The sequence below is a fragment of the uncultured Desulfosarcina sp. genome (assembly GCF_963664155.2).
Classification (GTDB): Bacteria; Desulfobacterota; Desulfobacteria; order Desulfobacterales; family Desulfosarcinaceae; genus Desulfosarcina.
Genome location: NZ_CAXXXH010000001.1, coordinates 4506977 through 4528490, shown reverse-complemented (window position 1 = coordinate 4528490; position 21514 = coordinate 4506977). Strand labels below are relative to the sequence as shown.

The following is a 21514-nucleotide window of genomic DNA, read 5'->3' as shown; positions in this document are numbered from 1 at the left end:
TGTTAGGCTTTCCCGGCTCCGCCATGTCCGTGGGCGAATTCCCAGCGCTTGTCCAGAAAATAGAGGATCGGAACGGTCATTCGCGAAAAGAGCAGCGATGCCACCTCGCCGGCCATCAACGAGATGGCCAGGCCCTGGAAGATGGGGTCGAAAAGAATCACCGAGGCGCCCACCACCACGGCGGCGGCCGTAAGCATCATGGGCCGGAAGCGCACCGCCCCGGCGTCGATGACGGCCCGGTCCAGCGGCGCCCCTTCGGCCAGCCGAAGCTCGATAAAATCCACCAGGATGATGGAATTCCTCACCACGATACCCGCCCCGGCGATAAAGCCGATCATGGAAGTGGCCGTGAAAAATGCCCCCATGGCCCAGTGGGCCGGCAGGATGCCGATAAGCGAAAAGGGAATCGCCACCATAATCACAACCGGTGTGGAAAAGGACTGGAACCAGCCCACCACCAGGACGAAAATCAGCACCAGGACCACGGCAAAGGCCATGCCCAGGTCGCGAAACACCTCGTAGGTGATGTGCCATTCGCCGTCCCACTTCATGGAAAAACGCTGATCGCTCTCGGGCAGGGCCGCCGTGTGCTGGGCGATGCGATACCCTTCGGGCAGGTCGATGGCATCGATCTTCTTGCGCAATTCCAGGATGGCGTAAACCGGGCTCTCCTTGGCCCCGGCCACATCGGCGATCACATAGACCACGGGCATCAGGTTCTTGTGGTAGATGCTGCGGTCCACCGGGGTCTGCTCGACCGTTACCAGATCGGAAAGCGACACCAGGTGGCCGTCTGCGGAACTGACACGGATGGCCTTGAGCAGATCCATGCCGGCCCTTAAGGCCAGGGGCGGCTGCAGCATGATGGGCACATCCTCTTTTTCCTGCGCCTGATGGAGCAGCCCGGCCTTCGAGCCGGACAGGACCATCTGCAGGGTCTGGGTGATGTGGGCCACACTGATGCCGTTCAGGGCAGCCTTCTCCTGATCGACCGTCAACTGATAGCGGGTCTGCGCATCTTCCATATACCAATCCACATCCACCACGCCGTCGGTCTGTTCGAAAATGTCGCGGATCTTCAGGGCCAGTTCCCGCTGACGTGCATAGTCGGGACCGTACACCTCGGCCACCAGGGTAGAGAGTACCGGCGGTCCGGGAGGCACTTCGGCCACCTTGACCCGGGCCCCGTAACGATCGGCAATGGCCTGGAGCGGCGGCCGCACCCGTTTGGCGATCGCGTGACTCTGCTGCTTGCGCTGCCCCTTGCCGGCCAGGTTCACCTGAATGTCGGCCAGATTAGGCGAATGGCGCAGGTAGTAGTGGCGGACCAGGCCGTTGAAGTTGAACGGACCGGACGTACCCACGTGGATCTGGTAATCGACCACCTCGTTGACCGTGGCCAGGTAATCACCCATATCGAAAGCCGCGGCGGCGGTATCTTCCAGGGTAGCGTAGTCAGGCATGTCCAGGATGACCTGGAACTCGCTTTTGTTGTCGAAAGGCAGCATTTTGACCCGGACCAATCCCGCAGCCACCATGGCACAGGCCCCCAGCAGCAAAACAGCGACACCGATCAGGAAGGACCATCGCCACAAGGGATTGTGCAACAAATGGTCCATGACGTTGCGGTAGAGCCGGGTGGTCCAGTCTTCTGAACCGTGAGACCCGCCGTGCCCGCCGGTTTCTCCATTGTTTTTTAAAAGTCGATAGGCCGCCCAGGGTGTGACGATGAAGGCCACGATCAGCGAAAAAACCATGGCCGCCGAGGCGCCCACCGGGATGGGGCGCATGTAGGGGCCCATGAGACCGCCCACAAAGGCCATGGGCAGGATGGCGGCGATGACCGTCAAGGTGGCCAGAATGGTCGGATTGCCCACTTCGTCAACGGCTTCGACGGCCACCTGGACCCGTGAACGGTCCTTGTTTTGCGGGAGCCGGAAATGGCGCACGATGTTCTCCACCACCACGATTGCATCGTCCACCAGGATGCCGATGGAGAAAATCAGGGCAAACAGGGTGATGCGGTTCAGGGTGTATCCGTAAAGGTAAAAGACCGCCATGGTCAGGGCCAGGGTGACCGGGATGGCAAACGCCACCACGCCGGACTCCCGGTGTCCCAGGGTGAACCAGATAAGAATCGTCACCGACACCACCGCAATCAGCATATGCCAGAGCAGTTCGTCGCTTTTCTCCTTGGCCGTTTCACCGTAGTTGCGGGTGACCGTAACGTGGACGTTGTCGGGGATCACCGTTCCCTTGAGGCTCTCCACCCGTGCCAGCACCTTGTTGGCCACATTGATGGCGTTGGTTCCTTTGCGTTTGGCCAGCGTCAAGGTAACCGCCGGATAGGGGGTCCGTCCGCTGCCTCCCGTGGACAGGCCCTCTTCACCGGCCGCCGGCCCGGTGCCGAAAAAGACATAGTTATCCGGCATCGGCGGACCGTCGGTGATGGTGGCCACATCCCCCAGGTAGACCGGACGCCCCTGGTAGGCCGCCACCACGACATTGCGCACATCGTCTGGGGATTTCAGAAAATCGCCGATATGAACGATAATCTGGCCTTCCGGCGAGGGGTAGCTGCCGGCGTCGGCCGCCTGATTGGCGGCGAAGACGATCTGGGAGACGGCCACCGGGTCCAGACCGTAGCCGGCCATGCGCACCGGGTCCAGTTGGACCTCCACCCGCCGGCTGTCCCCGCCGATCAGGGTGGTTAGCGAGGAATTGGGCTCCCGTTTGACCTGGTCCTCCACCTCGGCGGCCACCCGCCGCAGCAGATAGGGCCCGACTTCATCGCTCCAGAAGGTCAGCGCCAGAATGGGTACGTCGTCGATGTATCGCGGCTTGATCAAAGGCGGCGTGATGCAGCAGGGAATCCGATCCATGTTGGCCATCAGTTTGGACTGCAGCCGGACAATAGACTCCTCCTCGTTCTGGCCGACATAGAACCGCACGATCGCCATGGCCATGCCCGGCATGCTGGTGGAGTAAATGTACTCCACGCCGGGAATTTCCCAGAGCAGTTTCTCCATCGGGCGGGTCACCCGCTGTTCGACCTCGGCGGCGCTGGAACCGGGCATCTGCACGAAAATGTCGATCATGGGCACGATAATCTGGGGCTCCTCCTCCCGCGGAAGGGCCACCACGGCCGCCAGGCCCAGCAGCATCGATGCGACGATGATCAACGGAGTCAGCTTGGAATTGATGAAATAGTTGGCGATTTTTCCGGCGGGACCGTATGATTGACTCATTTCTCAATCTCCACGGTAGATCCGTTGTTCAATTGGGCGGGCGGATCGACCACTATCCGGGCGCCGTCCTGGAGCCCCGAGATTACCTCCACCTGTTCACCATAGCTTCGGCCGGTTCGGATCAGACGAAACCGGGCGGTGCCTTTCTCATCCACGATGAACACACCGGTCAACTGCCCCTTGCGGATCACTGCCGATTGGAGAATGCGCATCGTTTTCTGCTCGCCGACGGTCAGGGGCACCCGGGCGAACATGCCCGACCGCAAAGATTCGGCGGTGGGGATGTTCACCTGGACGATAAAGGTCCGGCTGCTCTGATCGGCCGAGGGTACGATGACGCTCACCGTGCCGGTAATGGACGCTTCCCCGATGGCCGAAATGCGGACATCCACCGACTCACCCATACGGACCGATTGGATGAAGGTTTCAGGAACCACCAGGTCCACCCGATACCCCCCCGCCCGCTCCAGAGTCAGCAGCGGGGTGCCCGGCGCAGCCAGCGACCCGGCGTCGGCCAGCTTGGCGGTCACTTCTCCGTCGAAGGGAGCCAGGATGCGGGCGTCCTTCTGGGCCACGGTGGCGGCATCTACGGCAGCCTGCGCCTGTTCGATCCGGAAACGCGCCGCCTCCACCATGGCTTCGGCCTGGGCCAGGGCCGCCTGGGCCTGTTTATTCTGAGCATCCACGGTTTCGAAGGTCTCCTGGGTGATGGCCCCGCCCGCCAGCATGGTCTGGTTGCGCGCATAGGATAACCGGGCCTTCTGGGCGCCGGCATCGGCAGCCGTTCGGGCGGACATGGCTCCGGTTTCGGCCTTCTTCGCTTCGGCCAGGGCCGCCTGGGCCTGGTTCAGCTGGGCAACCACCTGCCGATCATCCAATACCACGAGCAGGTCACCCTGCTTTACCCGGTCGCCCTCCTTAACCTTGAAAGCCTGGATGACGCCCATCAGTTTGCTGGAGACTGTCGCCGACAACCTGGCTTTCACCGTGCCAACCGCCTCATACACGACCGGCTGCACGGCGCTCCGTGCTTCGTTCACCCGCACCGCAACGGAAGGCCCTTCAAGCGGTAGGGTGCTGCCCGGTTCGATCTTTTCCGAGCAGCTGAACAGGGATAGGCCGGTAATCAAAAGGATGGCTGCCATCAGATTAAGGGTTCGCATTGTTCATTTCCTTTTACTTTAAAAATCAGTACCATCGACCCATGGACATTTTGAAAACGCATGGAACAGACAATGAAATAGAACCAGAAACATCCGGATGGTTTCGTTTCGTCCGCCGATTTTATCACTTTTACAGGATTTGCGCCAACGGCAACGGGTTCATGATTGACCGGAATGGTTTATTTTTTAGGCCTCACTTCGATAGTCACCTCCACGTCCGGCCATCGTTTGTCCACCGGCTGGACGGCCGGCGGTGCGATGGTCTTGCAGAACAGCGTGGTGGTTTCCCTTATATTCTCCAGATAGATCGGGGTGGTGGTGATGCCTGAGACCTGGTCCTTTCCCCCGGTGGCGGGCAGCAATGCCTGCACCCGGTTGGGTTTGACGACCACGGCGGCAATTTCCAGCTTAGCGGGGAGCCGGCCCACCAGCTGTGCGTTGATGGCGATTTCGCGCTTGACGATTTCCGCCAGGGTCAATTCCAGGCTCGACGGTGCCACATCCAGCAGGGTTACATCTTTGGGCAACCGCACGTTCTCATCGGTGATCAGGAAGGACTGTTTCCCCGGTACGGCATTCGACAGATCGATTTTTACGCCGAGCTGGGCCGGGCTCAACCCGTCGAGGCTGGTCCGCGGACCGGCCAGGTGAAGCCGGATTTCATTGTCCTTGTCGCCGACGAGCACCAGGTCGGGTGAGGTCAGCGAGTATTCCACGGGGACGGTGAAGACTTTTTCCAGCAGTTCCCCCTGCGACACCGTCAGCGACAGCCAGAACAGGGCCGCCACGATAAAACTGGGCAGCAGTTGAAGAACGGCGGCCCACCATCGCCGGCCCGTGGGGATTTCAATAGCCGGGGCGGCCGTTTCCCGCCAATGGGTCAGAATCGCCGCTTCGACCGCGGCAGGGTCGCTCGCCGGAGTGATCTGGCCGTCGCGGAAAATAGACACCTGCCCCCGCTCTTCGGAAACGACAACCGTCAGGGCATCGGTCCGTTCCGCCAGCCCCATGGCCGCATGGTGACGGGTACCGTAGGCTTCGGCCAGCCGCTGGCTGTCGGAAACGGGCAGGCGCACCCCGAATCGGGTGAACAGGCCGTTGTGGACGACCAAGGCGCCGTCATGGCCGGGCGAGTTGGGGTCGAAGATACTCATGATCAGGGGAAGGCTGGGTTTGGCGTCCAGCTTGAATCCGCCGGAGAGCCACTCGCTGACCGACTCCCTGCCGGGAAAAACGACGATAGCCCCTCGTTTCTGCTCGGCCAGCTTAAAAAGGGACTGGGACACCAGGCTGGCCAGGCCGTCTTCCTTCTGCTGAATATCCTGCCGGGTGACCGACGCGGCCCGTTCAAAAATCTTTCTCAGTTCCGGCTGAAAGATCACGATCAGGGCGATCAGGGCCACATGGCTCAGGTTGGTGTAGATCCATTCGATGCCCTTCAGGTCCAGAAAATTGGCCACGAAGAATACCGCCGTAGCCAGGAGGACGCCGGTGAATATGGCCCAGGTGCCCAGCCGAAGCAGGGTCCGGTAGAGAAAGAACAGACCCGCCGTGATCAGCAGGATGTCCACGGCCGCCCGCCAGGTAAACAGCGCTTTGATGATTAGCACTGAATTCAACCAGACTCCTTCGACAGTCTCGCCGCCTAACTCGTCTTGCATGTCGGGCGGGCTGCCAACCATCGCCCCGATGTCCGGGTTATTTGCGTTTGTCGGTAGATCGCCATCCGCCTAGAGGGGTGGATACCGGCTTGAGCACTCTGCTCATATCCCGGGCCTGTTCGATGACGTAGAACAATTTCGGATCCAGCCGTTGCACCTCGGGCAATATCCATTTCAGGTCCCGGCGCCGGCAGGCAATGTACAGCTCGTTGACCGGCCCCCGCATGCCTTCGCCGTGAAAAATGGTTACCGGCTGGCCCTTTTGTCTCAGATAAGTCGCGATTTCAAGCCCCGCACTGCGGGTGATGATTCGGAGGATCATCGTTCCGAAGGCCAGCTTGCGCTCCACCATGATCCCCACCACGTTGCCGGTGGCGTATCCGAAGGCATAAAAGACAACCAGCAGCGGCTGGTCCTTGATCTGGCTGATCACCGCGCTGACGACAGTCACCCAGATGGAAATTTCGAAAATCGCCAGGGTAAAGGCGATGGCCGTTCTGCCCTGAACGGTGACGATGGTGCGGATGGTGCCGATGGAAACGTCACAGATTCTGGCCAGAAAGATGATAACTCCCGTCAGGAGAATATGCGGCTCAAACATGATTGGCGGTTAGGCCCCCCATCCCTCATGGTCACGATGGACCGGAATGAATGCCCACAAAGCGGTGAATGATTGTTCCCCGGAATCGACGACCCCACGTCTTCCCGGATCTGCAGCTGCGCAATCGTTTTTCAATTCTCTTTTAAACCATGAATCGGGAGGATGGCAAGCACAACCCTAAAAATGCTCAGGGAATTGATGCCCCGGGTATACCGATCAGCTCGATCCCTGCCATCGCCTTCCCGCAGGAGAAATTCCCCTTGATCGATAATTTTCAATTGCGTCTTGCCAACGACCTCGACCAGTTCGCGGATTTTTATGCCCTGCAAAGGGGCATGGATACATCGCAACTGAAGGTCAGCAGCAGGTCGACTAATTTTCAGTGATGATGACAGCCCCTATTCGTCGTTTCGTAGGACATATCCCGACAAAAAATACCAGCCGGGTCCTACATCAAAATCGGAAGCGCGCTTATACCCCTCTTCGGCCGATAGGCTTAAATTTCAGGTCAAGGAAGAGATCCACCATTGTGGGAAGATCAACCCGTAGACAAAGGAGAGAAAAATGGAAACCAGAAAAAAAAACCAACTGCGTTATCTGTTCGCGGCCTTGCTGGTGGTCACTGCTATGGGATTGACCCAGTGCCAGTCGCCCTCAGACCGCATTGCGGTGGCCCCTGCCGCCAAGGATGAGCATGTTAAACCGACGGTTGCCGATACGTCTACGGTCAACTGGAAAACGGCAATTGCCCAGGTGGCCCGCGACAACATACCCGCCGTGGTCCACATCGATGTCACCCAGCGGCGGGAAATTTCCAACCCCATGATGCCTTTTGGCAACGATCCATTTTTCCATTTCTTTTTCAACGGACCGCAGGCACCCCAAAAGTTCAAGCAGGAGTTGCGAGGTCTGGGAACCGGCATGCTGATCGACGATAAGGGCAATATCCTGACCAACAACCACGTGGTCGCCGGGGCGACCGAAATCAATGTACTCCTGGCCGACGGCACCTCCTACCCGGGCAAGCTGGTAGGCACCGACCCGAAAACCGATCTGGCGGTGATCCATATTTCTACCGATGAGAAGCTGCCGGCGGTGACATTCGGCGACTCGGACCAGATGGAGGTCGGCGACTGGGTGGTGGCCATCGGTCATCCCCGCGGACTCGACGAGACCGTCACCCAGGGGATCATCAGCGCCAAACACCGGCGCGGCGTTCTCGACCCCACGTCCTACCAGGATTACCTGCAGACCGATGCGGCCATCAATCCGGGCAACAGCGGCGGCCCGCTGATCAATCTGGCGGGGCAGGTTGTCGGCGTGAATGCAGCCATCGCCTCTCAATCGGGCGGTTTTGAAGGTATCGGTTTTGCCATTCCCAGCAACATGGCCGTTCATGTGGCCCAGGCCCTGATCGACCACGGCAAGGTGATCCGCGGCTGGCTGGGGGTCAGTATCCGCGACTTGACGCCCGAGCAGGTCAAATCCATGAAACTCAAGGACAAAAAGGGCGCTTTGATCGCCGACGTGGTCCCGAACAGCCCGGCCGATACCGCCGGATTGAAAAAAGACGACCTCGTGGTCAAGTTCCAGGACCAGACGGTTGAGGATGCCGCATCCTTGCAGCGCCGCGTGGGCGATACACCGGTAGGTCAGACAGCCAACCTGACTGTGGAGCGAAACGGCAAACCGATCAACCTGACCGTAACCATCGGCAGTCTGGATGACGCCGTACGCCGGATCGCCGCCTCTCTGGAGGATCGCCTGGGAGCGGTGGTGCGTCCTCTGAAGGCCGACGAAAGCCGTAATTATGGTCTGGAAGCGGGCCAGGGGGTTGCCATCAAATCGGTGGATGCCGACGGCCTGTTGGGAAAAGCCGGTTTTGAAAAGGACGATGTGATCGTTGATGTCAACAACATGCCCGTTGAGGGAGTCGAGGGCTTTGTGGCCCTGATCAAGGCCCTGCCGCCCCACCAGCAGGTCCTGTTCAAAGCACTTGACCACCGTACCGGACAAGACGGCTACGTTCAGGTGACGATCGGATAACCATTCCCACGTCCGTCCCCACCTGTTGACGGACACGGATCAATCAGCGGCGCGCTCCGAAAAAGATTGCCGGAAAAGGCGCGCCGCTCTCATTAAAACGGAACGCCGCGACGGAGGTCAGCATGAAACAGCAGTACAAGTTCTCACTGGGTTATTACCTGTTTGTCTTCTTTTCGGTCATCATGCTGGAGTCGATCTTTTTCAGCGGCGCCGCGGTCAAGGAGATCTCCTACAGCCGCTTCCGGAATCTGCTCACGGAGGACCGGATTCAGAGCGTGATCGTGGAATCGGACCGCATCTTCGGCCTGGAAAAAGCAACCGGTGCCGACGGTGGCGGCGCCGCGAAAGAATCCCCGGCGTTCCAGCCGCCCCACAAGAAGGCGCCCTGGAATCTGGATTTCGGCCTGTTCAACGACAACGCGCAGAAAAAGGCCGAACGCCAGTTCGTGGTCACCCGTCTCGACGACCCGAAGCTGATTGCCGACCTTCAGGCCCACGGGGTGGACTACCGCGGCAAGATCGAATCCCACTGGCTCTCCAACTTCCTCTCCAACTGGATCCTGCCGCTGGCATTTTTCATTCTCCTTGGGCGCTTTCTGGCCCGCCGCATGGGCAAGGGGGTCGGGTTCCTGGACGTGGGCAAGAACAAGGCCCGGATCTATGCCGTGGATCCCTCACAAAAGGTCTCCTTCAACGACGTGGCCGGTGTGGACGAAGCCGTCGAGGAGGTTAAAGAGGTGGTCTCCTTTCTCAAAAATCCGGAACGCTACACCCGTCTGGGCGCCAAACTGCCCAAGGGAATTCTGCTGATCGGTCCTCCGGGAACGGGCAAAACCCTTCTGGCCCGGGCCGTGGCCGGTGAAGCCGGGGTGCCCTTCTTCAACCTCAGCGGCTCCGATTTTGTGGAGATGTTCGTGGGCGTGGGGGCCGCCAGGGTGCGCGACCTGTTCAAGGATGCCAAGGGCAAGGCCCCCTGCATCATCTTTATCGACGAGTTGGATGCCGTGGGCAAAAACCGCGCCCAGGGGGTTTATATGGGCGGCAACGACGAGCGCGAAAACACCCTCAACCAACTGCTCACGGAGATGGACGGTTTCGATCCCCAGGCCGGCATCATCATCATGGGGGCCACCAATCGACCCGAAGTGCTCGATCCGGCATTGTTGCGGCCCGGACGGTTCGATCGTCAGATCCTGGTCGATCGCCCCGATTTGAAGGGGCGCATGGACATCTTCGCCGTACACACGCGTGAATTCATACTCGATGACCAGGTCGATTTCCGTAAACTGGCTGCCGAGACACCCGGATTCGCCGGCGCCGAAATCGCCAATGTCTGCAACGAGGCCGCGCTGCTGGCCTCGCGCACGGAGAAAGCGACCATTTCTCAGGGCGACTTTCAGGATGCCATCGAACGGGTTATCGCCGGCTTGGAGAAGAAAAACAAGCTGATCAACCCCCACGAGCGCCAGGTGGTGGCCTACCATGAATCGGGCCACGCCATCGTCGGACACCTCACACCGGGGGCCGATCCGGTTCAGAAGGTATCGATCATCCCCCGCGGGATCGGCGCCCTGGGCTACACCCTGCAGACGCCTCTGGAAGATCGTTTTCTCATGTCGCGCAGCGAACTGCTGGGCAAAATCAAGGGGTTGCTGGGCGGCCGCGCCGCCGAAGAACTGGTCTTTGGCGAAGTCTCCACCGGAGCCGCCAACGATCTGGAGAAGGTGGCCGATATCGTCCGCAACATGCTCACGGTATATGGGATGAGCGATCAACTGCCCAACCGGTCGCTGGTGGAAAAGGCCGCATCCAATCCCTTTCTGGGCCAGGGGCCCGCCATGCAGCGCCGATCGGAAACCCTGGAGACGCTGATCGACAACGAAACCCAGGCGATCATCGATGCGGCCTACCAGTCGGCCCGCCAGATTCTGGGCGAGCACCGCGGTGAACTGGAAGCCATGGCCAAGCTGCTGCTAAAGCAGGAGAAAATCGGTGGAAAGGATATTCAGCGTATCCTGGGACCCGGCCAGCCATCGGAATCAGGGAACCCGGCCGGCCAGCCACGCCTGGCCACAGCGCGATAGCATAGGTTGGCATTCGGGTGATCCGGGCTGCAGGAAGCCCCCATCGACACCCGCCGGCAAAGGAGACTGAAGATATGGATCCATCCGGGAAGAAAATCGGTTACTGGTCGGTGGTGGCCATCGGTATCGGCGGGATGGTCGGCGGCGGCATCTTCGCGGTGCTGGGATTGTCCGTGCAGATGACCCGCGGCGCGGCACCGGTGGCGTTTATGGCCGCCGGGCTGGTGGCCATGGTGACCGCATACGCTTACACGCGCCTGTCGGTGGCCTTCCCCAGCCAGGGCGGCACCGTCGCCTTTCTGGATCAGGCTTTCGGCTCGGGGCTGTTGACCGGCACGACCAACATCCTGCTCTGGATCAGTTACATCGTGATGCTCTCCCTCTATGCGTTCGCCTTCGGCAGTTACGGCGCCGCCATGTTTCCCGAAGCATCCCGCCTGGTCTGGAAACACGTGCTGATCAGCGCCGGGGTGATCGCGGTCACCGGTCTCAATTTTCTCAACGTCGAGACCATCGGTAGGGCTGAGGAATGGATCGTGGCGGTCAAGATCACCATTCTGCTCTTCTTCGTCGCCGTGGGGGCCTGGACACTCAACACCTCCCGTCTGGCTGTCGGCAGCTGGTCGGACGCGGCGGCTATCCTTGCCGGCGCGATGATTATCTTTCTGGCCTACGAGGGTTTCGAACTGATCGCCAACACGGCCGGAGATGTCCGTGAGCCGGAACGCACCCTTCCGCGGGCCTACTACTCGGCCGTCGGGTTCGTGATCCTGCTCTATGTGCTGGTGGCTGCGGTGACGGTCGGCAACCTGCCGGTGCAGCGGATCGTGGAGGCCAAGGACTATGCTCTGGCCGAAGCGGCCCGGCCTTTCCTGGGATCGTTCGGCTATCTGCTGATCACCCTGGCGGCGCTGCTTTCCACTCTGTCGGCCATCAATGCCACCCTTTACGGCGCTGCCCGCCTCAGTTATACCATCGCCAAAGATGGAGAATTGCCGGCGATACTGGAACACAAGCTGTGGAACCACCCGGTGGAGGGCCTGCTGATCACCACCGGAGCGACCCTGCTGGTGGCCAATCTGTTCGACCTGTCGAGTATATCGACCATGGGCAGTGCCGGCTTCTTGTTGATTTTCGCCGCCGTCAACGCGGCCAACGTCCGACTGGCCCGGGAGACCCGCAGCCGTCGTTGGATCTCGATTCTGGGTGTAATGCTTTGCCTGGGCGCCCTGGCCAGCCTCATCTATTACACCATCCAACAGGCACCTATCCACGTCTGGGTGCTGGTTGGAATGTTGGTGTTGGCCTTTGCCGTCGAAAGCACCTATCGCCTGTGGCGACGGGGCGATCTTTTTTTTGACCGTTTCCGTTCCTGACCCATCATACCCTATCTCTCACATCTGGCGTTTTATACCGCTGGATTCCCTCGATATCAGTATCGGTATCGGAACCTACCCGTATAACCCTTTGGATTCTGGCTGCCGGTCCGAAAATTATCTGTCCCAACAATTGACAGGAGGCAAGGGCCAAAGGTATTTTGAGTATATCTGGAATACACTTTATCAGGATTCGGTTTAGGCCTGAGGTTTATTCCTTCTCTATCTGATATCCCTTCAAATTATTCGACACGGAAGGACATCATATGCGTTGCCTAACGGCATTATTGATGGTGTTGGTTGTGTCAGCCGTCTGTCAAGCTGAACTACGAATTTTAGGCGAAGAATCGCCTCCCGGGGAATATCTGGATGAAAACGGGAACCCTGACGGCGTGACCATCGATCTCGTTAAAGATTTGTTGCGTCGACAGGGGATAACTGCGGCTATAAGCATTCTTCCGTAGAAACGCGCATACCATATGGGGTTGCATGAAAAAAAGGTTGTCTTGTTGGAAACGACCCGAACCGAAGAACGGGAAGACCTCTTTAAATGGGTCGGACCAATTTTAGTTTTGAATAGAATCATATACAGTATCGCCGATTATGATGGAAAATTAAAGAAAACAGAGGACATCAAGCATGTAAAAAAAATTTGTGTGCTGCGAGGCAGCTCCAACGAAAGCTATTTAAAGGCGTTAGGCTTGACCAATATTAATCCAGTAGCCAAGCCATCGCAATGTCTCAAAATGCTTCAAGCCCATCGGGTACAATTATTTTATACGAGTGAAATCGGAATGAATGGTCTTTTAAAAGAACAGAATATGACTCCTGATAGCGTTAAACCGATCTTTAATCTCAAGAAAGAATATCTCTATCTTGCTTTTTCAAAAGATATAAACGAATTGCAAATTAAGAGCTGGCAAGCCGCACTAGAGGATTCGAAGAGGGACGGGACTATTGCGAACATCTATCAGGGCACTTATCCGGAAGAAACCATCAAGGAAGTCTGTTTACCCGGCGACCCTTTGGCTCGATAATTGCGCCTGTTGAACCGATTCCCTATTAAAAGCAGGCGAAAGCGATAACCTCCGTCTTTTTTATGATGTGAAGTTGGTTGGGTGGTTATCCTTATCTTCCAAGTATTCAAGTCAGAACCTATCTTTTAATGATAAAAGGGAGCGCGGTGAAAAGGATACCGGTAATGACAAGCAAATATATGTTTGAGATCACATATGGGCATACGATTAGCATCATTCCGCTGATCAGCGGAATGATGGCGTGTTGCTTTTTTCCATAAACAAGAAAGCCAACACCGATAGAGCCAAAGAGTATTCCCCCCATCAAAACCGAAACATTCATCGCTTGGTTCCTCGTTCCATTCAAATTGGATATCCTGATAGCGACATCCATGGTTACCAGCATGGTGGTGTTTGTCAAACGCGATCCTGTGAAATCATGGCAGCACAGGATGACGGCTGCGTGGGGCGTGTTCCTATCCTATTACTTTACTGCGCAGCACCAGCATCGGGATGTCGATGGCGTGGCGCACCGCCGGGACGGTGTCCTGGCGCCCCCCCCGCAGAAAAACTCTCAGCGAACCACGGCGGCCACATTGACCCCCATATGATACACCAGTTCACCCCCAAGATAGGCGGTCACCAGCAACCCGACGATGCCGACCAAACCGGGCAGTTCGGCCAGCCAGCCACGGATGCCGGTCAGGGGGTAACGGCGCCAGATGGCCAGCATTCGCAGGATTGCATGCAGGACGAAGATGCTAAAGGTAATCAAGGCAATGGTTTCATGGAATTCCATTGGGCCGGCCGCAAAACCGGCGGCAACGGCATGATCCAGGGCGATATCGCCGAAAAATGCCGCCAGAGCGGCAAATGCGGTTCCGGCGAGAAGACTGTAAAAAGCGGTCATGGACCACTGCTGCCGGGCGCTCAAGTCGCCACCGCGCAGCAGGACAACCACGGCAATGGCTTCTGCACTGATCCACAGGACAATGGGAAAGTGAACCAGCATGGGATGGATTTCAGTAATCGGAATCATGACCGAACTCCTTTTCAATGTTGTCGTTTTTGAAGGGCTGCCGGAGACAGCCGGACCGGTGGAGCAGGAAGAGCATTTCGATCTGATTGAGGATGACGGTAAGCAGGACGGTTCGATCTTCGGAAATGACAGATTCGGGCAGGATAAAAACCGTCAGCAGGTCAAGATCCTGCTTGTGCGTACCGATCGTCTGCAGTCCATCGACCCGGAGACCGTCAAGGATCGTCCGGTTGCCCATGGTGACCGACGGTAGCCCTCCTTGCGGGCGCTGAACGGCGTGTTCATTGACCGTATGTCCGCTGTGCCGGTCAATCATGCGGACAACCATCCAGGGGGCGGCGGCAACGGTCATGGCCTTGGCGACCAGCTCATCGATGACCTGTTTGAATTCCCTTTTGTTCTTTGGGTAGCAGCCCACCCCGCAAAGCACGGACTCGATCTCATGAATCTCCACATTGACCGTGCCGATGTAGCTGAATGCCTCCGCCAGTCGCGACACCAATTTGGACTTCTCTTTACCGGCCTGATTCACGACCTGCTGGTAGGCCTCGAGGGTATGCATGAAACTCCTCAGAATCACGAAAGAAATACCGAACAGCGTGATGATCAGTAAGGTTTCAAGGGTCTCTTCTTCGACAATCAGGCGGCGGTTGAAAGAGAGCCCGTGCCGGATCAACAGGGGGGTGACGCTCACACAGAGGAGGAGAATGAAAAGGACTGAAAGATATAACCCGATGAGTCGGTTGCGTTTTTGAATGGGTTCCATAAACTTGCCGGTGGCTCCCTTGCTCGATGCAGCGCCCCGCTGAGAAAACGCGGGGTGCTGATTTGAATGTAACAACAAAAAAAAACCATCCTCTTTTGAGTTATTTACGGATGAACCCCGCCATGCGTCGAGTGGGGTGTCAGAGGATGGTGGATGGTTTCCAGGAACTGCTCATGACGTTGGCCGCGCAAATTGAAGCGTTGGTAAACCAGGGTTTTTGTCCAATCGGTCAAAAAGGCCCAGATGATCGAATAGCCCCAGATCAGTGCGATTTCACGCCAATGGATGGGTGTGATCAGACCGAACCCATAGGCGGCCAGGAGGGTGCCGATCACCTTGGTGGCCAGTGCGGACCAGATCATCACCGGTGCCGGATAGGGTTTTTTCAGGAAAAAGCCCTTGCTGCGGGCCACGAAGAGGGTCAGGTGTCCGGAAACGGCCATCTTCAGGAAAATGTAAGTCTGGACCTGGGGAATGCTTAGATGCAGCAGGTCGAGGGCGATGTATAGCATCAGAAAGCTGCCGGCCACGCCGGTCAGGCCCATGACGGTCGAGACGGCGATGATCCGATGCATGTCCCAGCGCACCGGCCCGGGTTCCAGCCCTGTGTGGTCATAAGCGATGGTCATGATCGGTACATCGTTGAGAAAGGCCAGCAGGATAATCATGATGGCAGTGATCGGGTAGAAGTTGAAGACGATCATCGCCAGGACCACAAAAATCATGATACGGATGGTCTCCGTGATTCGATAGACGGCATAGCTGTTCATGCGTTCGAAAATGCGACGCGCCTCCTCCACGGCGTTCACCAGCACCGACAGGCCAGGCGCCGTCAAAACCAGATCGGCCGCCGCCCGGGCCGCGTCGGTGGCCCCGCTGACGGCGATGCCCACATCGGCCTGTTTCAGGGCCGGGGCATCGTTGACGCCGTCTCCGGTCATACCGACGATATGACCCTTTTCCTGTAAGGCCTTGACGATCCTGAATTTGTTTTCGGGAAAGACCTGGGCGAAGCCGTCGGCTGATTCGGTCCGGGCGGCCAGGTCCTCGTCGTTCGAAGACCGGTCCTCGCTCAACAGCCGGTCTGCGTTCTGGATATTTCGGCCCAGCCCGAGCTTGCCGGCGATCTCCCGGGCAATGGCCAGGTTGTCGCCGGTCACCATCTTGACCTGAATGCCGTGTGCCTGGGCCTTGGCGATGGTTTCTGCAGAATCCTCGCGCGGCGGATCGAACAGCGGCAGGATGCCCATGAACTGCCATCGACCGTCTTCACCCTGTGTGCGCGCCACACCCAGGGTGCGCTGGCCTTTCTGCGCCAGATCGTCGACCACCGCGTCGGCCTTTTTGCGAGTCTGCTGATCGAGTCCTGCCAGATCCATGATCACCTGGGGTGCACCCTTGGTCACTTTGAATCGGTGGCCGTTTTTGTCGCCAACCGTCGCTTCAGTGCGTTTACCTACCGGATCGAAGGGCATGAAGGCGATTGATTTGAATCCGTCCAGTATGCCTGGGTCGTCGAGGGCGTCGATCACTGCCGAATCGATGCTGTCGTTGTTTTCAGCCTTGGAGGCCAGGGCCGCGGTCAGGATCAGTTCACCGGCATCGCCGGCATCGAAGGTCTGCGGTTCACCCAGGGTGAGTCGGTTCTGGGTGAGGGTGCCGGTTTTGTCCGAACAGAGAATGTCCATCCCGGCCATCTCCTCGACCGATTCCAGACGGGAGACAATGGCCTTCATTTTGGACAGGATCACGGCGCCCACGGCCATGGTCACCGAGAGCACGGCCGGCATGGCTACCGGGATGGAAGCCACGGTGAGGATCAGGGCGAACTGAAGCAGCTCCGCAAAACTGGATCCGCGGAAGAGCTGTACGATAACCAGCACCGCCACCAGGCCGAGGCTGAGATAGATGAGGGTGTCGCCGATCTGCAGAACGGCTTTCTGGAAGTGGGACGCCTTGCCGGCGCCTTCCACCAGCTTGGCGGTGCGTCCGAAGTAGGTCTGGGCGCCGGTGGTGGTAACCAGGGCGATCATCTCCCCCTGCTTGGCGATGGAACCCGAATAGACCACATCGTCCTTCTCTTTGCCGGCGGGCAGAGATTCGCCGGTAAGGGCCGACTGGTCTACGCTCAGGTAGTCGCCATCGATAAGTTTGGCATCGGCCGGAATGATATCCCCGGCCCGCAGGCGGATGATGTCGCCGGGAACCAGTTCACGGGCATTCAGCGCCTGCCAGGCCCCCTCACGCAGCACCCGGCTTTTCAGGGCCAGTTTTTTCTTCAATGCAGCCACGGCATTGCCGGCCTGGTACTCCTGCCAGAAGCCCACCCCGGCGTTGAAAAGCAGCAGGGTGACAATGATGCCCAGGTCGACCCAATGGTGGACAACGAAAGAGAGAATCGCCGCCGCCTCGATCATCCAGGGGATCGGCCCCCACAGGTAGCCCAGAAATTGGATGATCGGGCGGGTGGTCTTTTCCGTGATTTCATTGGCTCCGAACCGTTCCAGCCGCTGCCTCGCCTCCTCTTTTGAAAGGCCCTGCGGGGTGGCGCCCAGCTGTCGCATCAGTTCATCGGTCGGTGTCTGTTGGGCGGCTTTCGTCCCAATCTGGTTTTCGTCCATGATTTTATTCCTCCTTGACCCGTTGCTGTCACGGGTCGATCTGCCCTTAATCGAGAAATTCGGACAGCTTGCTGTGGCACGCTTTTAATTGATGGATCAATCGATCGTAGCGGTGAATGTTACTCAACGCCCGGTAAATCAGATAACTGCCCAGAATGATCAATGCCATGAGCATGACGCCCAACGGGACAATCAGCGGCAGCACATGCAGCACATCGTAATATCGCGAGGTGGCGATCAGCAGGCCCATCACCGATAACGGCAGGGCAAACACGGCAATGCCGGTACGCATGGCCGCCAATGAGGTTCGTTTTTCGGCCAGGATCAATTGTGCCTCATTGATGATGAGGGCATCCGAATCGGTGGATGGACCGGCACAGACATTCTGCTGCTTTTGTGAACCGTCGATCATTCGGTATAGGGCCTTAACCATGGCATTTCTCCTTATCTGACCAGCATCAATGTCGCCGGCAGGCGACGGATAATGGCATCGTTGGTCTTACCGAACAGAAAATGCTCAAGACGACCCTCACGGTGAGCCAGCATGAGGATCAGATCCACCTTTTCGCTTTCGACGGCCTCCTGAATAGCATCGACCGGATTGCCGTCTTTAACCCATTCGTTAATTACCAGCCCCTCGGCTTTTTCGGTCTGAACCAGTCGATCCAGTTCGACTCGCACCTTGGCAACCATGGATTTGTATTCATCGTCCAGGGACGGGACCGGAAGGTTCCAGCCGTTCAGGCTGAAAGGATCGTGAATGATATGCAGGACGTTCAGTCGGGCGTCGAACTTACGGGCCAAAGCGATTCCGGTGCGGAGCACCTTGATGCAATGCTGGGTGGAACGGCTGACAACGAGGATATTGTTGAAGGTTTCCATGATACACTCCTTTCGTTGAAGCGCACGACGGGCTCAGTGCGCCGGGTTGTCGATGATCGTGTCGACGATTTTTTCGAACTCCATGGTCTTGCTCAAAAAATGATCCGCTCCCAGTTGTCGGCACTGCTGCCGGTAGCGGCTATCATCGAGATTGGTCAGCATGATGACCGCCATTTTCGGATAGCGGATCTTGAAGGTTTTGAGCAGTTCGATGCCACTTAGATCCGGCAGACGGATATCGAGAACAACCGTGTCGGGTTTCAGGCGTTGAACCGCATCGAGGGCGTCACGGCCGTTGCCGGCCTGACCGGCGATTCGGATCTGCCGAGATTCGGCCAGAAGCGCTGCAATCCTTTCGCGGATCCGGGGAGAATCGTCTATGATCAAAACCTGTTTCATTGGGCTCTTCCTTTTTTCTGATTACATAATAAGGGCAGGGAACCGAGGGGAAAATCGGCGGCTGTCTGATCTTAATGTAGGAGGCGGGCGGGAGTTCTTGTCGGTGTTTGTCCGACGTTAAATGACGTCCGGCCGACGGCAATCATTCAAGGAGGAGATGCGGGCAGGCGGCGGGGATGGGCGGCGGGTTAATCCACCAGACCGTTCTGAACCGCATAGTGGATCAGTTCGGCGCTATTTTCCATGTGCATCTTCTCCAGAATGCGGGCGCGGTAGGTACTCACCGTCTTGACGCTCAAAGCCAGCCCGTCGGCAACCTGGGAGACCGTCTTGCCGCTGCCGATCAGGCACAGGACCTGATATTCGCGGTCCGACAGGGCTTCATGGGGCAGTTTGTGTGTGTCCTGATCCAGGGCAAAGGCAATCTTCTCGGCCAGGGACGGGTTGATGTACTTGCCGCCGCGGTGTACCTTATGGATGGCCTCGATCAGTTCATCGTCGGCGCTTGCCTTGGTCAGGTAGCCGGACGCCCCGGCTTTCAATATTCTCAGGGCGTACTGGGATTCCGGATGGATGGTCAGGATGACCACCGGTATGTGGGGTTTTTCGATCTTGAGCTGTTTGAGTACATCCAATCCGTCCATGCCCGGCATGGTGAGGTCCAGAAGGATGACATCGTAATCCTGACGACGCACCTGGGCCAGCAGGTCGTTGCCGTTTTCGGCTTCACCGGCCACGGTGATACCGGCATCTTCCATGATGATCTGTTTCAATCCGGCGCGCACGATCGGATGATCGTCGGCGATGATAACCTGGATCATGGGGTGTCTCCTTCCGGAAATAGGGGCAGTCGGATGGTCACGCGGGTTCCCCGGCCGGGTCGGCCCTCGAAGGAGACCCGGCCGCCAAAGGGATAGAGCCGTTCACGGATACCGAGCAGACCAAAGGCATTGGGAGCGATGATTTCATCCGAGGTGATGCCCCGCCCGTTGTCTTCAATCTGAAAAAAAAGCCCACCGTCGCGTTCTTCTAAACGGACAACCACATCGTCGGCCCCGGCATGGCGCATGATGTTGGTCAGGGTTTCCTGAAAAATGCGAAAAAGGGCGGTAGCTTGCTCCTTTGAAAGGTCCGGCTCGAAACTGTTGTTCTCCAGGCGGCAACCGATCCCGCTGCGCCGGGTGAACGCGTCGGCCTGCCATTCGATCGCGGCGGCCAACCCGAAGTCATCCAGAATCACCGGCCTCAAGTCAGCGGTAACCGCATGCAGGTTTTCCATGGCCTCCTGGATTACCCGGGACATGGCGTCCATCTTCTCATCCATCGGGGTGTCTGCCACCGGCATGTGTTTTTTCATCCAGGAGAGATCCATTTTCAGAATGGTCAGCGACTGGCCCAACTGGTCGTGAATCTCGCGGGCGATACGCATGCGCTCCTGTTCACGGACCTCGTTCTGATAGGCGGACAGCCGCCGAAGCTGCTCCCGGGAGTGTTTTAAGGAGACCATCACCTGATCTTCGCGTTCGATGCGCATTTGCAGCGATGCGGCCATTTCGTCAAACACGCCGGCCAGATGACTCAGTTCGTCGCGGACGCCGATGGGACCGATGCGCGCCCGCAAATCGCCGGCGGCCAACCGGCGACTGGCCCGGACCATCGCCCCGACCCGCCGGAGAATAAAAACGTCGGCAGCCCACCAGATGAACAGGACGGCCATCAGTGCCGAGATGACCAGAAGCGCCAGATTGCGGGTGAAAATGCGCTTCGATGCGGCCATGGCCAGCTTTTGGGGAATTGCCAGGACAACCGAAATCCGGCGATTCCGGAAGGCGCTTTCCAGGCGGGCAAAGGCATAGATCTGCAGATTCCCGTTCTCATCGGCGGCAACGAGCGTGCCCGATGGTTGGCTGAGAATCTGCTGCTGCAAGGCCGAATCGAGATGCTGGGGAACGGTCCATCGTGCGGCGTCCACATCATAACCCAGCATTTTCCGGGTTTCGTCCAAAAGCGTCAATTGGGATCCCTTGGGCAGATCGCTCAACTGGCTGAAGACATTACGGTTCATCCTGTTCAGGTTAAGGGCCGCAAAGGTCACGGCCACTATTTTCCGGCTGCTGTCAAGAGCGGGCCGTGCGAAATAGACCACCGGCTCACCGTTGATATGCTCACCCTGATACTGGCCCATGTTCACGCTGTTATGCGCTATACTCGCGGCCACCCACGCTCGGTCGGAATAGTCTTTCTCCATTTGCAATGGGTCGCTGCCGGCCAGCAGGTGGCCAGCTGTATCGACGATGCCAAACGCCGCATACCCCTTGGCATGGCCGAGCAGATCGGCCAGGAGGCCGGAAAGTCGGTCCGCTTGACCGTCGACCATCTGGAAGGCCAGGGACACGGCGGCCAACAGATTGCGGGTGGACTCCAGCTGCAGGTTCTCTGCATCCGCCGCCGCCTGCGTCAGCAGCATGGTCTTGTTCAAAATGGCGTCCGTTTCAATCGTTTTCTGTTCTTCGGCAACATAAACGATGAGAATTGCCACCGGGATGAAAGCTGCCAGAACCAACAGGTAAAGCCTCGTTTTTAAACTGATGCCGACAAATTGTTGCATGGTG

At 58.0% G+C, this 21514-nt stretch carries 18 protein-coding genes; 5 read left to right on the top strand and 13 right to left on the bottom strand.

Annotated features, from left to right (window positions below; all coding sequences use genetic code 11):
• Window positions 1-2: 2 nt before the first annotated feature.
• The 4 genes from ACHZBS_RS20565 to ACHZBS_RS20550 all read right to left on the bottom strand — a co-directional run bounded on the left by ACHZBS_RS20565 (window position 3) and on the right by ACHZBS_RS20550 (window position 6673).
• Window positions 3-3248: an efflux RND transporter permease subunit gene (locus tag ACHZBS_RS20565; RefSeq protein ID WP_319408394.1), complete on the bottom strand. Its 3246-nt coding sequence runs from the start codon at window positions 3246-3248 to the stop codon at window positions 3-5.
• Complete coding sequence (locus ACHZBS_RS20560; protein WP_319408393.1) at window positions 3245-4411, bottom strand: efflux RND transporter periplasmic adaptor subunit; 1167 nt, start codon at window positions 4409-4411, stop codon at window positions 3245-3247. The genes ACHZBS_RS20565 and ACHZBS_RS20560 overlap by 4 nt, the downstream gene beginning before the upstream one ends.
• 179 nt (window positions 4412-4590) lie before the next feature.
• A complete protein-coding gene (locus ACHZBS_RS20555) occupies window positions 4591-6021 on the bottom strand; it encodes a diadenylate cyclase (RefSeq protein ID WP_319409104.1) in 1431 nt (476 codons plus the stop codon).
• A gap of 88 nt (window positions 6022-6109) precedes the next feature.
• On the bottom strand, window positions 6110-6673 hold the full coding sequence (locus ACHZBS_RS20550; protein ID WP_319408392.1) for a DUF5698 domain-containing protein: 564 nt from the start codon (window positions 6671-6673) through the stop codon (window positions 6110-6112).
• Window positions 6674-6822: 149 nt separating this feature from the next.
• Between ACHZBS_RS20550 and ACHZBS_RS20545 the strand changes: the two genes are divergently transcribed.
• The 5 genes from ACHZBS_RS20545 to ACHZBS_RS20525 all read left to right on the top strand — a co-directional run bounded on the left by ACHZBS_RS20545 (window position 6823) and on the right by ACHZBS_RS20525 (window position 13216).
• A complete protein-coding gene (locus ACHZBS_RS20545) occupies window positions 6823-7059 on the top strand; it encodes a hypothetical protein (RefSeq protein WP_319408391.1) in 237 nt (78 codons plus the stop codon).
• A gap of 178 nt (window positions 7060-7237) precedes the next feature.
• Window positions 7238-8719 carry a Do family serine endopeptidase gene (locus ACHZBS_RS20540; RefSeq protein WP_319408390.1) on the top strand — a complete coding sequence of 494 codons (1482 nt, stop codon included), beginning with the start codon at window positions 7238-7240 and terminating at the stop codon, window positions 8717-8719.
• A 122-nt stretch (window positions 8720-8841) separates the two neighbouring features.
• Entirely contained in the window at window positions 8842-10803 is a 1962-nt protein-coding gene (gene ftsH / locus ACHZBS_RS20535) for an ATP-dependent zinc metalloprotease FtsH (RefSeq protein ID WP_319408389.1), read from the top strand.
• Window positions 10804-10877: 74 nt separating this feature from the next.
• Window positions 10878-12179: an APC family permease gene (locus tag ACHZBS_RS20530; protein WP_319408388.1), complete on the top strand. Its 1302-nt coding sequence runs from the start codon at window positions 10878-10880 to the stop codon at window positions 12177-12179.
• Between the two features lie 509 nt (window positions 12180-12688).
• Window positions 12689-13216, top strand: a complete 528-nt coding sequence (locus ACHZBS_RS20525) for a transporter substrate-binding domain-containing protein (protein WP_319408387.1) — start codon at window positions 12689-12691, stop codon at window positions 13214-13216.
• 118 nt (window positions 13217-13334) lie between these two features.
• On the opposite strand, the gene ACHZBS_RS20520 is transcribed toward ACHZBS_RS20525, so the two are convergent.
• From ACHZBS_RS20520 to ACHZBS_RS20480, 9 genes are all read right to left on the bottom strand, one after another.
• Window positions 13335-13616 carry a hypothetical protein gene (locus tag ACHZBS_RS20520; protein WP_319408386.1) on the bottom strand — a complete coding sequence of 94 codons (282 nt, stop codon included), beginning with the start codon at window positions 13614-13616 and terminating at the stop codon, window positions 13335-13337.
• A gap of 153 nt (window positions 13617-13769) precedes the next feature.
• Window positions 13770-14234, bottom strand: a complete 465-nt coding sequence (locus tag ACHZBS_RS20515; protein WP_319408385.1) for a DUF2231 domain-containing protein — start codon at window positions 14232-14234, stop codon at window positions 13770-13772.
• Window positions 14218-15000: a hypothetical protein gene (locus tag ACHZBS_RS20510; protein WP_319408384.1), complete on the bottom strand. Its 783-nt coding sequence runs from the start codon at window positions 14998-15000 to the stop codon at window positions 14218-14220. Before ACHZBS_RS20510 ends, ACHZBS_RS20515 begins: the two co-directional genes overlap by 17 nt.
• Before the next feature lie 104 nt (window positions 15001-15104).
• Window positions 15105-17621, bottom strand: coding sequence for a plasma-membrane proton-efflux P-type ATPase (locus ACHZBS_RS20505; RefSeq protein WP_319408383.1), 2517 nt, complete (start codon window positions 17619-17621; stop codon window positions 15105-15107).
• Between the two features lie 46 nt (window positions 17622-17667).
• Window positions 17668-18054 (bottom strand): hypothetical protein, encoded by a 387-nt coding sequence (locus tag ACHZBS_RS20500; RefSeq protein ID WP_319408382.1) that lies wholly within the window; start codon window positions 18052-18054, stop codon window positions 17668-17670.
• An 11-nt stretch (window positions 18055-18065) separates the two neighbouring features.
• On the bottom strand, window positions 18066-18503 hold the full coding sequence (locus tag ACHZBS_RS20495) for a universal stress protein (RefSeq protein WP_319408381.1): 438 nt from the start codon (window positions 18501-18503) through the stop codon (window positions 18066-18068).
• A gap of 33 nt (window positions 18504-18536) precedes the next feature.
• Window positions 18537-18902, bottom strand: coding sequence for a response regulator transcription factor (locus ACHZBS_RS20490; RefSeq protein ID WP_319408380.1), 366 nt, complete (start codon window positions 18900-18902; stop codon window positions 18537-18539).
• A gap of 188 nt (window positions 18903-19090) precedes the next feature.
• A complete protein-coding gene (locus ACHZBS_RS20485; RefSeq protein WP_319408379.1) occupies window positions 19091-19723 on the bottom strand; it encodes a response regulator transcription factor in 633 nt (210 codons plus the stop codon).
• Window positions 19720-21510 carry a histidine kinase gene (locus ACHZBS_RS20480; protein WP_319408378.1) on the bottom strand — a complete coding sequence of 597 codons (1791 nt, stop codon included), beginning with the start codon at window positions 21508-21510 and terminating at the stop codon, window positions 19720-19722. Before ACHZBS_RS20480 ends, ACHZBS_RS20485 begins: the two co-directional genes overlap by 4 nt.
• Window positions 21511-21514: the final 4 nt, after the last annotated feature.

Coding starts and splice junctions, on each gene's coding strand:
- ACHZBS_RS20510 (WP_319408384.1), bottom strand. CDS start 15,000: ATGGAACCCATTCAAAAACGCAACCGACTCATCGGGTTATATCTTTCA.
- ACHZBS_RS20490 (WP_319408380.1), bottom strand. CDS start 18,902: ATGAAACAGGTTTTGATCATAGACGATTCTCCCCGGATCCGCGAAAGG.
- ACHZBS_RS20550 (WP_319408392.1), bottom strand. CDS start 6,673: ATGTTTGAGCCGCATATTCTCCTGACGGGAGTTATCATCTTTCTGGCC.
- ACHZBS_RS20495 (WP_319408381.1), bottom strand. CDS start 18,503: ATGGAAACCTTCAACAATATCCTCGTTGTCAGCCGTTCCACCCAGCAT.
- ACHZBS_RS20515 (WP_319408385.1), bottom strand. CDS start 14,234: ATGATTCCGATTACTGAAATCCATCCCATGCTGGTTCACTTTCCCATT.
- ACHZBS_RS20565 (WP_319408394.1), bottom strand. CDS start 3,248: ATGAGTCAATCATACGGTCCCGCCGGAAAAATCGCCAACTATTTCATC.
- ACHZBS_RS20530 (WP_319408388.1), top strand. CDS start 10,878: ATGGATCCATCCGGGAAGAAAATCGGTTACTGGTCGGTGGTGGCCATC.
- ACHZBS_RS20485 (WP_319408379.1), bottom strand. CDS start 19,723: ATGATCCAGGTTATCATCGCCGACGATCATCCGATCGTGCGCGCCGGA.
- ACHZBS_RS20480 (WP_319408378.1), bottom strand. CDS start 21,510: ATGCAACAATTTGTCGGCATCAGTTTAAAAACGAGGCTTTACCTGTTG.
- ftsH (WP_319408389.1), top strand. CDS start 8,842: ATGAAACAGCAGTACAAGTTCTCACTGGGTTATTACCTGTTTGTCTTC.
- ACHZBS_RS20545 (WP_319408391.1), top strand. CDS start 6,823: ATGAATCGGGAGGATGGCAAGCACAACCCTAAAAATGCTCAGGGAATT.
- ACHZBS_RS20500 (WP_319408382.1), bottom strand. CDS start 18,054: ATGGTTAAGGCCCTATACCGAATGATCGACGGTTCACAAAAGCAGCAG.
- ACHZBS_RS20560 (WP_319408393.1), bottom strand. CDS start 4,411: ATGCGAACCCTTAATCTGATGGCAGCCATCCTTTTGATTACCGGCCTA.
- ACHZBS_RS20505 (WP_319408383.1), bottom strand. CDS start 17,621: ATGGACGAAAACCAGATTGGGACGAAAGCCGCCCAACAGACACCGACC.
- ACHZBS_RS20540 (WP_319408390.1), top strand. CDS start 7,238: ATGGAAACCAGAAAAAAAAACCAACTGCGTTATCTGTTCGCGGCCTTG.